The sequence below is a fragment of the Streptomyces sp. NPDC059875 genome, assembly GCF_042731085.1.
In the GTDB taxonomy this organism is placed as follows: domain Bacteria; phylum Actinomycetota; class Actinomycetes; order Streptomycetales; family Streptomycetaceae; genus Streptomyces.
Genome location: NZ_JBHWJZ010000005.1, coordinates 259611 through 272397, shown reverse-complemented (window position 1 = coordinate 272397; position 12787 = coordinate 259611). Strand labels below are relative to the sequence as shown.

The 12787-nt window shown below is 71.5% G+C and carries 8 protein-coding genes and 1 pseudogene; 6 read left to right on the top strand and 3 right to left on the bottom strand.

Annotated features, from left to right (window positions below):
* Positions 1-53: 53 nt before the first annotated feature.
* The 6 genes and pseudogenes from ACFV9D_RS08785 to ACFV9D_RS08760 form a co-directional block, all read left to right on the top strand.
* Positions 54-755, top strand: coding sequence for a hypothetical protein (locus tag ACFV9D_RS08785; RefSeq protein WP_385143026.1), 702 nt, complete (start codon positions 54-56; stop codon positions 753-755).
* 89 nt (positions 756-844) lie between these two features.
* Positions 845-1753 (top strand): sirohydrochlorin chelatase, encoded by a 909-nt coding sequence (locus tag ACFV9D_RS08780; RefSeq protein ID WP_385143023.1) that lies wholly within the window; start codon positions 845-847, stop codon positions 1751-1753.
* Positions 1754-1857: 104 nt separating this feature from the next.
* Positions 1858-3171 carry a deoxyguanosinetriphosphate triphosphohydrolase gene (locus ACFV9D_RS08775; RefSeq protein WP_385143021.1) on the top strand — a complete coding sequence of 438 codons (1314 nt, stop codon included), beginning with the start codon at positions 1858-1860 and terminating at the stop codon, positions 3169-3171.
* A gap of 121 nt (positions 3172-3292) precedes the next feature.
* Positions 3293-4555 carry an NAD(P)/FAD-dependent oxidoreductase gene (locus ACFV9D_RS08770; RefSeq protein WP_385143018.1) on the top strand — a complete coding sequence of 421 codons (1263 nt, stop codon included), beginning with the start codon at positions 3293-3295 and terminating at the stop codon, positions 4553-4555.
* A 65-nt stretch (positions 4556-4620) separates the two neighbouring features.
* On the top strand, positions 4621-6546 hold the full coding sequence (dnaG, locus tag ACFV9D_RS08765; protein WP_385143014.1) for a DNA primase: 1926 nt from the start codon (positions 4621-4623) through the stop codon (positions 6544-6546).
* Positions 6547-6637: 91 nt separating this feature from the next.
* Positions 6638-7771, top strand: a pseudogene (locus ACFV9D_RS08760) (RNA polymerase sigma factor); the annotation flags it as partial.
* A 9-nt stretch (positions 7772-7780) separates the two neighbouring features.
* Here the strand turns inward: ACFV9D_RS08760 and ACFV9D_RS08755 are convergent.
* From ACFV9D_RS08755 to ACFV9D_RS08745, 3 genes are all read right to left on the bottom strand, one after another.
* Positions 7781-8998: a TerD family protein gene (locus tag ACFV9D_RS08755; protein ID WP_385143011.1), complete on the bottom strand. Its 1218-nt coding sequence runs from the start codon at positions 8996-8998 to the stop codon at positions 7781-7783.
* 65 nt (positions 8999-9063) lie between these two features.
* Complete coding sequence (locus ACFV9D_RS08750; RefSeq protein WP_385143009.1) at positions 9064-10992, bottom strand: ABC transporter ATP-binding protein; 1929 nt, start codon at positions 10990-10992, stop codon at positions 9064-9066.
* Entirely contained in the window at positions 10992-12725 is a 1734-nt protein-coding gene (locus ACFV9D_RS08745; RefSeq protein ID WP_385143007.1) for an ABC transporter ATP-binding protein, read from the bottom strand. The genes ACFV9D_RS08750 and ACFV9D_RS08745 overlap by 1 nt, the downstream gene beginning before the upstream one ends.
* Between the last annotated feature and the right edge of the window lie 62 nt (positions 12726-12787).

The following is a 12787-nucleotide window of genomic DNA, read 5'->3' as shown; positions in this document are numbered from 1 at the left end:
TTCCGCTAGATAAAAGAATGAGGAGGGGAGGGGGAGAACCGTACGATCCGCGCATGATCATGGAAGCCGTCCGCAACAACGCCGAGTGGTGCGAGGCCATGTGCCGGGCCCACGGCCGCCCCGGAACCTTCGGTCCGCGCGCCTGGACGAACGCCCGCCGCACCCCGCTCTACTACCCGGACGCCGTGACGCTGACCGCCGACGCGTCCGTACGGGACGTCCTCGACGGCATCGACCGGGACGTCCCCGGAGCCTCCGTCAAGGACAGCTTCGCCCGCCTGGACCTGGCCGGGGAGGGCTTCCGCCTGCTCTTCGAGGCGCGGTGGATCCACCGCCCGGCCGGCCGGCGGGTACCGGCCGTCGACGCACGCTGGCAGGCGGTCCGTTCCGCGGACGAACTCGCCGCCTGGGCCTTGGCGTGGAGCGCAGGGGACGCCGACGAGGCCGCCCTCTTCCGCGCCGAACTCCTCGCCGATCCGGCGACGACGGTCGTCGCGGGGTACGCGGCCGACGGCCGGATCACCGGGGGCGCGGTGCTCAGCGACAGCGGCGCCGGTGAAGGCGGCCGGGTGACCGGTGTGTCCAACCTCTTCGCCGCCGACGGCACCGACCCGGCCGAGGCATGGGCCGGCTGCCTGGGCCTCGTGGACGGCGGCCGGCCCGTCGTCGGCTACGAGTCCGGCGACGACCTGCCGCCCGCTTTGGCGGTCGGCTTCGAGGAGACCGGGAGCCTGCGGGTCTGGCTGGACGCCTGACAGCGCGGGCGGGCGGACCGTGAGCCCGCGGAAAAAACTCGTGACCCCCACGCAACGGGGAGGCAACGCGCCGCCGTCAGGATCACTTCATGACGGAGCCGGACACCACGTTCGACAGCACCGCCGAGCTGCTCGGCCGGATCACCGCGCAGCTCGGCGACCAGCTGAGCCAACTCCCCCGCACGAGAACGGGCAGGCCCATGCACAGGCCCACGACCTGGCCCGCGAACCGGCCGACGCACAGGCCCGGGAGCACGCCCACCCTCATCGCCGTCGGCCACGGCAGCCGCGACCCCCGGGCGCGCGCCACCCTCGCCCTGCTGCTCGACCGGGTCCGCGAACTCCGCCCCGGCCTCGACGTCCGCCTCGCCCACATCGAGCTGAACGCCCCCCTGCTCGGCGACACCCTCGCCGGCCTCACCGAGGAGGGCGGCCGCGACGCCGTCCTCGTACCGCTGCTCCTCGGCCGCGGCTACCACGTCAAGCACGACCTGCCCGCCGCGGCCGCCGCCGCGCCGGCCCTGCGCACCCGGATCGCGGCCCCGCTCGGCCCGCACCCGCTGCTCGTCGAAGCCCTCGCCGACCGGCTCGCCGAGGCCGGCTGGACCTCAGCGGACGGCGCGTCGCGCTCCACCGGTGTCGTCCTCGCCGCCGCAGGCTCCCGCGACCCCGAATCCCTCGCCGACATCCGCCGCACCGCCGCCCTCCTCGGCGAACGCCTCGGGGGAGTGCCCGTCGTCCCCGCGTACGCCTCCGCCGCCGCACCCACCGTGCCCGACGCCCTGCGCACCCTCGCCGCACGCGGCCGCCACCGGATCGCCGTCGCCTCCTGCTTCACCGCCCCCGGCCTCTTCGCCACCCGGGCCGCCGCCCACGCCCCGTGGATCGCCGCCGCCCCCCTCGGCGCCCACCCTGCCCTGGCCCGCCTCGTCCTCCACCGCTACGACCGTTCCCTCGCCGTCCCCGCCACCCCGGAGCGGGAACTGACCTCCGCCTAGGCGGTGCGGCCGCGGGGGACGGAAGCGTCGCGCACCGCACGCCCGGGCGGGATTTCGCCCCTGGCCTGCCTCCCACTGTCCGTCTCGCCGGTTACCTTCGGTGCATGGAAGGCTCCACGGACACCCCCGGCATCACGGACACCCCCGGCTACAACGACACCGCGACCGAGCGCTGGGCCGCCGAGCCCGACAAGCGGCCAGGGCGGACCGCCTTCCAGCGCGACCGCGCGCGGGTGCTGCACTCCAGCGCCCTGCGCAGACTCGCCGGCAAGACCCAGGTCGTCACCCCCGGCTCGCGGAGTCACGCCTGGGACGCCAGCCCCCGCACCCGGCTCACCCACTCCCTGGAGTGCGCCCAGGTCGGGCGCGAGCTCGGCGCGGCACTCGGCTGCGACCCCGATCTCGTCGAGGCCGCCTGCCTCGCCCACGACATGGGCCACCCGCCCTTCGGGCACAACGGCGAGCAGGCGCTCAACGACTTCGCCAAGGACTGCGGCGGCTTCGAGGGCAACGCCCAGTCCCTGCGCCTCCTCACCCGGATCGAGCCCAAGCGGTTCATCGCCGACCCCGCCACCGGCGAGCCCGTCAGCGTCGGCCTCAACCTCACCCGCGCCGCGCTCGACGCCGCCACCAAGTACCCCTGGCCGCGCGGCGGTCACCCCGACAACCCCGACTCGCCCAAGTTCGGGGTGTACGAGGACGACCTCCCCGTCTTCGCCTGGGCCCGACAGGGCGCCCCCGGGCACCGCAAGTGCTTCGAGGCCCAGGTCATGGACTGGTCCGACGACGTGGCGTACTCCGTCCACGACTTCGAGGACGGCCTGCACGCCGGCCACATCGACCCGAACATGCTCTTCGCCGAGCCCGAGCGCGCCGACATCTGGACCGTCGCCATCGGCCGCTACGTACCGGAGGACACCGACCCGCAGGAGCTCGCCGAGGCGCTCGACCGGCTCGTCGACCAGGACTGGTGGCCGCACGGCTACGACGGCTCGGCCGTCGCCCAGGCCCGCCTCAAGGACGCCTCCAGCCAGCTCATCGGCCGCTTCTGCCTCGCCGCGGAGGGCGCCACCCGCCAGGCGTACGGCTCCGGCCGCCTCACCCGGTACGCCGCCGAGCTCGTCGTCCCCCGCGAGACCCGCAACGAATGCGCCGTTCTCAAGGCCGTCGCCGACCGGTACGTGATGCAGCGCGCCGAGCAGGAAGCGCTCCGCGCCGACCAGCGCATCGTCCTCGCCGAGCTCGCCGAGGCGCTCACCGCCCGCGCCCCCGAAGGACTCGACCCGCAGTTCCGCGCCCTGTTCGACGCGGCCGGCGACGACCGGTCGCGCAAGCGGGTGATCATCGACCAGATCGCCTCCCTCACCGACGCCTCCGCCCGCACCCTCCACGCGCGCCTGCGCCGCCACCACTCCTAGAGCCCGGCCCCCTTTCGCCATCACGCTCCGTGCGGGACGCTCGTCCGGGAGCCCGAGGCGGTACGGCTCGGCGAACGCCCGGAGGCGTAGCGTAGAAGCGGTCGCAACGAGGAGGCATCAAGTGGTCGACGCAGATCAGACCTTCGTCATCGTCGGCGGGGGCCTGGCCGGGGCCAAGGCGGCGGAGACGCTCCGCTCCGAGGGGTTCACCGGCCGGGTGATCCTCATCGGCGACGAACGCGACCACCCCTACGAACGCCCACCGCTCTCCAAGGGCTACCTCACCGGCAAGGAGGCCCGGGACAGCGTCTTCGTCCACGAGGCCGCCTGGTACGCCCGCGCCGAGGTCGAGCTCCACCTCGGGCAGCCCGTCACCGCCATCGACCGCGAGGCCCGCACCGTACGCCTCGGCGACGGCACCACGATCCGCTACGACCGGCTCCTGCTGGCCACCGGCGCCGAGCCGCGCCGCCTCGACGTCCCCGGCACCGGACTCGCCGGCGTCCACCATCTGCGCCGGCTCGCCCACGCCGACCGGCTGCGCCAGGTCCTGGCCGCCCTCGGCCGGGACAACGGCCACCTGGTGATCGCGGGCGGCGGTTGGATCGGCCTGGAGGTCGCCGCCGCGGCCCGCGGCTACGGCGCCGAGGTCACCGTCGTCGAGTCCGAGCCCACCCCGCTCCACCAGGTCCTCGGCCCCGAGCTCGGCCAGCTCTTCGCCGACCTGCACACCGAGCACGGCGTCCGCTTCGTCTTCGGCGCCCGGCTCGCCGAGATCGTCGGCCAGGACGGCATGGTCCTCGCCGTCCGTACCGACGACGGCGAGGAGTACCCCGCCCACGCCGTCCTCGCCGCGATCGGCGCTGCCCCGCGCACCGCCCTCGCCGAGGCCGCCGGCCTCGACCTGATCGACCGCGCCCACGGCAGCGGCATCGCCGTCGACGCGTCGCTGCGCACCTCCGACCCCGACATCTTCGCGGCCGGCGACGTCGCCGCCGCGCACCACCCGCTCCTGGACACCCGGCTGCGGGTCGAACACTGGGCCAACGCCCTCAACGGCGGCCCGGCCGCCGCCCGCGCCATGCTCGGTCAGTCCGTGTCCTACGACCGTGTCCCGTACTTCTTCTCCGACCAGTACGACCTGGGCATGGAGTACTCGGGCTGGGCGCCGCCCGGCTCCTACGACCAGGTCGTGCTGCGCGGCGACGTCGGCAAGCGGCAGTTCATCGCCTTCTGGCTCAAGGACCGCAAGGTCCTGGCCGGGATGAACGTGAATGTGTGGGACGTCACAGAGCCGATCCAGCGGCTCATCCGCGCCCAGTCCCCGGTGGACACCGAGGCCCTCGGGAATCCCTCCGTCCCGCTGGAGAGCCTCGTCCCCTAGTCCGGACGCCCACGACAGCGGCTTCGGCGGGGGACGACCACCCCGGACCCCCGTAGAATTCCAGCGTGGCAGGCAGGATCAACGATGACGACGTGAAGGCGGTACGGGACGCGGTCCCGATCGACGCCGTCGTGTCCGAGTACCTCCAGCTCCGCAACGCCGGCGGCGGCAACCTCAAGGGCCTGTGCCCCTTCCACGACGAGAAGTCCCCCTCCTTCCAGGTCAGCCCGAGCAAGGGCCTGTTCCACTGCTTCGGCTGCCAGGAGGGCGGCGACACGATCGCCTTCGTGATGAAGATCGACCACCTCTCCTTCTCGGAGACGGTCGAGCGCCTCGCCGCGAAGGCGGGCATCACGCTGCGGTACGAAGAAGGCGGCTACAACCCCGGCCACCAGCGCGGCGAGCGCATCCGTCTGGTCGAGGCCCACAAGGTCGCCACCCAGTTCTACATCGACCAACTCGGCTCGCCCGAGGCCGAGATCGGCCGGAAGTTCCTCGCCGAGCGCGGCTTCGACCAGGCCGCCGCAGAACACTTCGGCGTCGGCTACTCCCCGGCCGGCTGGGACCACCTCACCCGCTTCCTGCGCGGCAAGGGCTTCTCCGACAAGGAGCTGATCCTCTCCGGTCTCTCCCAGGACGGCCGGCGCGGCCCCATCGACCGCTTCCGCGGCCGGCTCATGTGGCCGATCCGGGACGTCGGCGGCGATGTCGTCGGCTTCGGCGCCCGCAAGCTCCGCGACGACGACAACGGGCCCAAGTACCTGAACACGCCCGAGACGCCGATCTACAAGAAGTCCCAGGTGCTCTACGGCATCGACCTGGCCAAGAAGGACATCGCCAAGGTCAGCAGGGCCGTCGTCGTCGAGGGCTACACCGACGTCATGGCCTGCCACCTCGCCGGGGTCACCACCGCCATCGCCACCTGCGGCACCGCCTTCGGCGGCGACCACATCAAGATCCTCCGCCGGCTCCTGATGGACAACGGCTCGGCCCGCGTCATCTTCACCTTCGACGGCGACGCGGCCGGCCAGAAGGCCGCCCTGCGCGCCTTCGAGGACGACCAGAAGTTCGCCGCCGAGACCTACATCGCCATCGCCCCGGACGGCATGGACCCCTGCGAGCTGCGGCTCGCCAAGGGCGACCACGCCGTCGCCGAGCTGGTCGAGCCGCGCACCCCGCTGTTCGAGTTCGCGCTCCGCCAGATCGTCAAGCGGTACGACCTGGAGACCCCGGCCGGCCGCGCGGCAGCCCTCGACGAGGCCGCGCCGATCGTCGCCCGGATCAAGAACGTCGGCGCCCAGCACGAGGTCGCCGTCCAGCTCGCCGGCATGCTCGGCATCCTCGACACCCAGTTCGTCGTCAAGCGCGTCGCCCAGATCGCCCGCTGGCAGCGCGACCGCGGAGGCCGGGGCGCTCAGGCCCCCGCGGCCCAGCAGCATGGGGGTGCCTCCCGTGCCCGAAGGGCTACGGGGGAGTACGAGACCCAGGCGCCGCCCACCGCCCCCGCGGGCCCGGCGCTCAACCTGCGCAGCCCCGCCCACCGCACCGAGCGCGAACTGCTCAAGCTCGCCCTCCAACGCCCCGAGCTGGTCTCCCCGGCCTTCGACGCGTACGGCGCCGACGAGTTCACCGCCCCGCCCTACGCCGCCGTCCGCCAGTGCGTCCAGGACGCCGGCGGCGCCACCGACGCACCCGCCGACTATCTGTCCGCGGTCCGCGAGGCCGCACCCAACGACACGGTCCGCGCGCTCGTCACCGAACTCGCCGTCGAGGCGATCTTCGCCAAGGCCGTCGACGAGGTCTACGCGGGCGCCCAGCTCGTCACGGTCCGACTGCGCGCCGTCGACCGCCGCATCCGCGACATCCAGGGCACCCTCGCCCGCCTGGGCGCCCACGGCGACCCGGAACAACTCGCCGCCGTACAGAACGAGTTGTGGGTCCTCACCCAGTACGGACAGTCGCTGCGCACCAACGGTGCCGCCGCTCTCTGACGCGCGGTCACGGAGCGGACTCAAAAAGTCACCGCACGCCCCTCGTGGCGGCGATGTGTCGTACCCCACACTGGGGAGCGGTGCCTGAGCCCCCGGAGCACCGGCAGCGATCACCCTGGAGGTCGCCCCCGTGCAGACCCAGACCCTGTCCCCGACGGACGTCGTGCCCGGGCAGCGCCCGGCCGCCCACCATCCGGAGGCGCCGGCCCCCGCAGAGCCGGCCGAGGTCTCCGATCCGCCCGAGCCCGCCGAGTTCGTGGACGACACGCCCGAACCGGAGCCGGTTCCCCGCCGCACCGACCTCGGCGGGAACGGACCCTCCTCCGACCTGTTCCGCCAGTACCTGCGGGAGATAGGTCGCATCCCACTCCTCACCGCCGCCGAGGAGGTCGAGCTCGCCCGCCGCGTCGAGGCCGGTCTTTTCGCCGAGGAGAAGCTGGCCAACACCCCTGATCTGGACTCCCAGTTGGCGCTCGACCTGGACCGGCTCGTGGTCCTCGGCCGGATGGCCAAGCGCCGCCTCATCGAGGCCAATCTGCGGCTCGTCGTCTCCGTCGCCAAGCGGTACGTCGGGCGCGGGCTGACCATGCTCGACCTGGTCCAGGAGGGAAACCTCGGCCTCATCCGCGCGGTGGAGAAGTTCGACTACGCGCGCGGCTACAAGTTCTCGACGTACGCGACCTGGTGGATCCGCCAGGCGATGTCCCGGGCCCTCGCCGACCAGGCCCGGACCATCCGCGTCCCCGTCCATGTCGTCGAGCTGATCAACCGGGTCGTCCGGGTCCAGCGCCGGATGCTCCAGGAGCGCGGCTACGAACCCACCCCCGAGGAGGTCGCGGCCCAGCTCGACCTCATGCCCGAGCGGGTCAGCGAGGTGCTGCGCCTCGCCCAGGAACCGGTCTCCCTGCACGCCCCCGTCGGCGAGGAGGACGAGGTCGCCCTCGGCGACCTGATCGAGGACGGCGACGCCACGAGTCCAGTGGAATCGGCGGCGTTCCTGCTGCTGCGCGAGCACCTGGACGCCGTCCTCTCCACTCTCGGCGAGCGCGAACGCAAGGTCGTCCAGCTCCGCTACGGCCTGGACGACGGAAGACCCCGCACCCTGGAGGAGATCGGCCGCCTCTTCGGCGTGACACGCGAACGCATCCGCCAGATCGAGTCGAAGACCCTCAACAAGCTGCGGGACCACGCCTACGCGGACCAGCTGCGCGGCTATCTCGACTAGGGACAGGCCCTAGTCCAGCTCCTTGACCGTGAACGTCCACGCGCCCTCGGCGCGGAGGTGCAGCAGCTGCGGTCCCCGCGGGACCGGGACGGTCTGCTGGAGCGCCCCGGTCTCATTGAGGAGCAGGTCCATATGAGGCAGGCGTCCGCCGGTGCGTCCGTCGACCCCATAGGCCTGGATGCCGATGTAGCCGCCGGCGTCCTCCGGCCTGCCCTTGAAATCCACCCGGAGGTCCGCCCCGTTGCCGAGGTAGAGCAGCAGCTCGGGGCCGTAGCCCCGCAGTGTTCCCTCCAGGCGGCGGGCGGCGGCCACCGGCTTCACCCGCAGGATCCAGCGGTTGTCGGCGGCGAGCCGCATGCGCAGCGGCCGGCCCTTGGGGACCGGGGCGAACGTGCTGCCCCGGAAGTCGGGCAGGAGGTCGTTGAAGAGGTAGTCGACCTCGTCCTTGTTGCGCCGATCGAGCGTGAAGAGGCCCAGGTACGCGCGGTCCTCCTGCGCGACCTCGACGAGGACGGGGCCGTCCCCGACCCGGTCGTCCAGGGTGATCACGTCGTTGCCGACCCCCTCGGCGACGAAAGGCTCGAAGACGGGGCCGAACTCCCAGCCCTCGACCAGTTCGTACGGCCGGTCGGCCGGCGGGAACGGCCCCGATGCGACGGGCGTCCCGACCGGCTCCTCGGCGGCGAACGCGCCCTCGGCGGGCGGCATGTGGCCCCGCATCTTCACGACCCCGGTCAGTGGTACGGGCCCGGTGACGGCCGGCTCCTTCGCTTCCTCCTCCGCGACCTCGACCCCGTACTCCGTGACGAGCCCGGCGAGCCCGGAAGCGTACCCCTTCCCGATCCCGCCGAACTTCCAGCCGCCCGACTCCCGGAGGAACTCTCCGAAGGCGACGGCGGAGACGTCCCCGGTCCCCGGCACCGTGGCCGAGGCGACGGCCGCCCGGTCCGGGGCGACCGCCGTCAGGACGCCGCCGTCCGCCGACCCGGCGATCACGATCCGCTCGACCTCCGCCTCCACCTCGCCCAACGCGAGGACGAGCGCGGCCGATTCATGCCGGACCGCCCCGGACGGATGGAGCGGCTGCCCGTGGAAGACCATGTCGGCGTCCCCCCGGACCCGGCCGTCCGCCCCGAGCAGCAGCGCCGAGACGTCCACGCCCGGCACCGCCACGCGCAGAGTGACCGACGGAACCCAGGAGTTCGCGTTCTTCGCCATGTGACCCATGCCGATCATGATGCGACATGGATCACCGCACGTCGATCACTTCTCCTTCACTTCTTCCCCACCGGTCAGTCGACCTCGGCGACCGCCTGGGCGAACTGGGCTTCGTACAGCCGGGAATAGGCCCCGTTCGCAGCCAACAGCTCGTCGTGCGTGCCCTGTTCGACGATCGAACCGTTCTCCATCACGAGGATCACGTCCGCGTCCCTGATGGTGGAGAGCCGGTGGGCGATGACGAACGACGTACGTCCGTGGGCCAGTCGCGCCATCGCCTTCTGGATGAGGACCTCGGTGCGGGTGTCGACCGAGCTGGTCGCCTCGTCCAGGACGAGGATCACCGGGTCGGACAGGAACGCCCGCGCGATGGTGATCAGCTGCTTCTCGCCGGCGCTGACACCCGAGCCCTCGTCGTCGATGACGGTGTCGTAGCCGTCGGGCAGGGTGCGGATGAACCGGTCGGCGTGCGCGGCCCGCGCCGCCTCCTCGACCTCCTCGCGCGACACCGCCCGGGACGCCCCGTACGCGATGTTGTCGGCGATCGTGCCGCCGAACAGCCAGGTGTCCTGAAGCACCATGCCGATCCCGGACCTGAGGTCCTCCCGGGACATCGTCGAGACGTCCACGCCGTCGAGGGAGATCCGGCCGCCGGTCACCTCGTAGAACCGCATCAGCAGGTTCACCAGCGTCGTCTTGCCCGCGCCGGTCGGGCCGACGATCGCGACCGTCTGACCGGGCTCCACCGTCAACGACAGATCGTCGATGAGCGGCTTGTCCGCCTCGTAGCGGAAGGACACCTCCTCCAGAGCGACCTTGCCCAGGGACTCCGAGGGCCTCTCGCTCTTCGGCGCGTCCGGCGCCTGCTCCTCGGCGTCCAGGAGCTCGAAGATCCGCTCCGCCGAGGCGACGCCCGACTGCACCAGGTTCGCCATCGACGCGACCTGCGTCAGCGGCATCGAGAACTGCCGGGAGTACTGGATGAACGCCTGCACGTCACCGATCGACAGAGTCCCGCTCGCGACCCTGAGCCCGCCGACCACGGCCACCAGCACGTAGTTGAGGTTCGACACGAAGAACATCACCGGCTGCATCACACCGCTGTTGAACTGCGCCTTGAACCCGGCCTCGTACAGCGCCTCGTTCTGCTCGCGGAAGTCGGCCGCCGACTCGTCCTGCCGCCCGAAGACCTTCACCAGCGCGTGGCCGGTGTACATCTCCTCCACATGGGCGTTGAGCGTGCCCGTGGACTTCCACTGCTGCACGAAGTGCGGCTGCGAACGCTTGCCGATCCTCGTCGCCACGACCACCGACACCGGCACGGTCACCAGCGCGACCAGCGCGAGCAGCGGCGAGATCCAGAACATCATCGCCAGGACGCCGACGATGGTGAGCAGCGAGTTGATCAGCTGCCCCATCGACTGCTGGAGCGTCTGGGAGATGTTGTCGATGTCGTTGGTCGCCCGGCTGAGGACCTCGCCGCGCTTGGCCTTGTCGAAGTACGACAGCGGCAGCCGCGCCAGCTTCGCCTGCACGTCCTCCCGCATCCGGTAGATCGTCCGGTTGATCACCTTGATCGACATCCGGGTCGAGACCAGCATGAGGAGCCCGGCCGCCACGTAGATGATCAGCACCCAGAGCAGCACCACCCCGACCGCGTCGAAGTCGATGCCCTGCCCGGGGGTGAAGTCGACCCCGGACAGCATGTCGGCCATCCCGCCGTCGCCCGCCGCCCGCAGCCGCTCGATCTGCTCCGCCTTCGTGGTGCCCTCGGGCATCTCGCGCCCGACGACACCGGCGAAGACCAGGTCGGTCGCCTTGCCGAGGATCTTCGGGCCGACCACCGAGGCCGCCACGCTGAGCACACAGGCGATCAGCATCAGCCACAGTGCGCCCCGCTCGGGGGCGAGCTGTTTCAGCAGCCGCTTGCCCGAGCCCTTGAAGTCCATCGACCGCTGGTCGGGTCCGCCACCGGCCATCATTCGTCCGCCAGGACCGGCCATCAGGCTGCCTCCGCCTCGGTCAGCTGGGAGAGCACGATCTCCCGGTACGTCTCATTGCCCGCCATCAGCTCGTGATGGCGCCCGGTGCCCACGACCCGGCCCTCGTCGAGGACCACGATGCGGTCGGCGTCCCGGATGGTCGACACCCGCTGGGCGACGATCACGACGGTCGAGTCCGCCGTCTCCTCCCTGAGCGCTTCCCGCAGCAGGGCGTCCGTCTTGTAGTCGAGCGCGGAGAACGAGTCGTCGAAGAGATAGATCTCCGGCCGCTGCACCAGCGTCCGCGCGATCGCGAGCCGCTGCCGCTGCCCGCCGGAGACGTTCGTGCCGCCCTGCGCGATCGGCGCGTTCAGCCCGTTCTCCAGCTTCTTCACGAAGTCGGCGGCCTGGGCGACCTCCAGCGCGTGCCACAGCTCCTCGTCGGTCGCGTCGGGCTTCCCGTACCGCAGGTTCGTCGCCACCGTCCCGGAGAAGAGATACGGCTTCTGCGGGACGAGTCCGACGGTCCGCGCCATCAGCGCGGCGTCGAGCTTCCGTACGTCGACCCCGTCGACGAGCACCTCGCCGCCGGTCACGTCGAAGAGCCTGGGCACCAGACCCAGCAGGGTCGACTTCCCGCTGCCCGTCGAACCGATGATCGCCGTCGTCTCGCCGGGCCGCGCCTCCAGCTCCACTTCCCGCAGCACCGACTCCTCGGCACCCGGGTAGCGGAAGTCCGCGCTCCGGACCTCCAGATGGCCGCGCCGCGCCAGCGCGGTCACCGGCTCGGCCGGCGGCACGACGCTGCTCCCGGTCGACAGGACCTCCTCGATGCGCTCGGCGCACACCTCGGCCCGCGGCACCATCATGAACATGAAGGTGGCCATCATCACGGCCATCACGATCTGCATCAGATAGGCGAGGAACGCGGTCAGCGCCCCGATCTCCATCCCGCCGCTGTCGATGCGGTGCGCACCGAACCAGACCACCGCGATGCTGGAGACGTTCACCACCGTCATGACGACCGGGAACATCAGCGCCATCAGCCGGCCGGTCGCCATCGAGACGTCGGTCAGCTCGGTGTTCGAGCCCTTGAACCGCTCCCGCTCGTAGTCGTCCTTCACGAACGCGCGGATCACGCGGTTGCCGGTGATCTGCTCGCGCAGCACCTGGTTCACGGTGTCCAGCCGCTCCTGCATGGTCCGGAACAGCGGCCGCATCTTCTTCACGATCAGCGAGACCGCGATGCCGAGGACCGGCACGACCGCGATCAGCACCGCCGACAGTGGCACGTCGAGACTCAGCGCCATGATGATGCCGCCGACGCACATGATGGGCGCGGAGACCATGAGCGTGAACGCCATCAGGACCAGCATCTGGACCTGCTGGACGTCGTTGGTGGTCCGGGTGATCAGCGACGGCGCGCCGAACTGCCCGACCTCCCGGGCGGAGAACGACTGCACCCGATCGAAGATCGCGGCGCGGACGTCCCGGCCGAGGGCGGAGGCGGTCCGCGCTCCGTAGTACACGGCCCCGATGTTGCAGACGACCTGCACCACCGAGACGGCGATCATCAGGGCGCCGAACCGCAGGATGTAGCCGGTGTCCCCGTTCACGACACCGTTGTCGATGATGTCCGCGTTCAGGGTCGGCAGATAGAGAGAGGCACAGGTCTGCAGGAGCTGGAGCAGGACCAGCAGGCCGATGGGCTTCTTGTACGGTCGAAGGTGGGTTCGGAGAAGTCGTAGGAGCACGGGCTCTACTATCGCCCGCGCCCCCACGGCGTTACGACCGGGTTTTGTCGAGTCTTGAACGG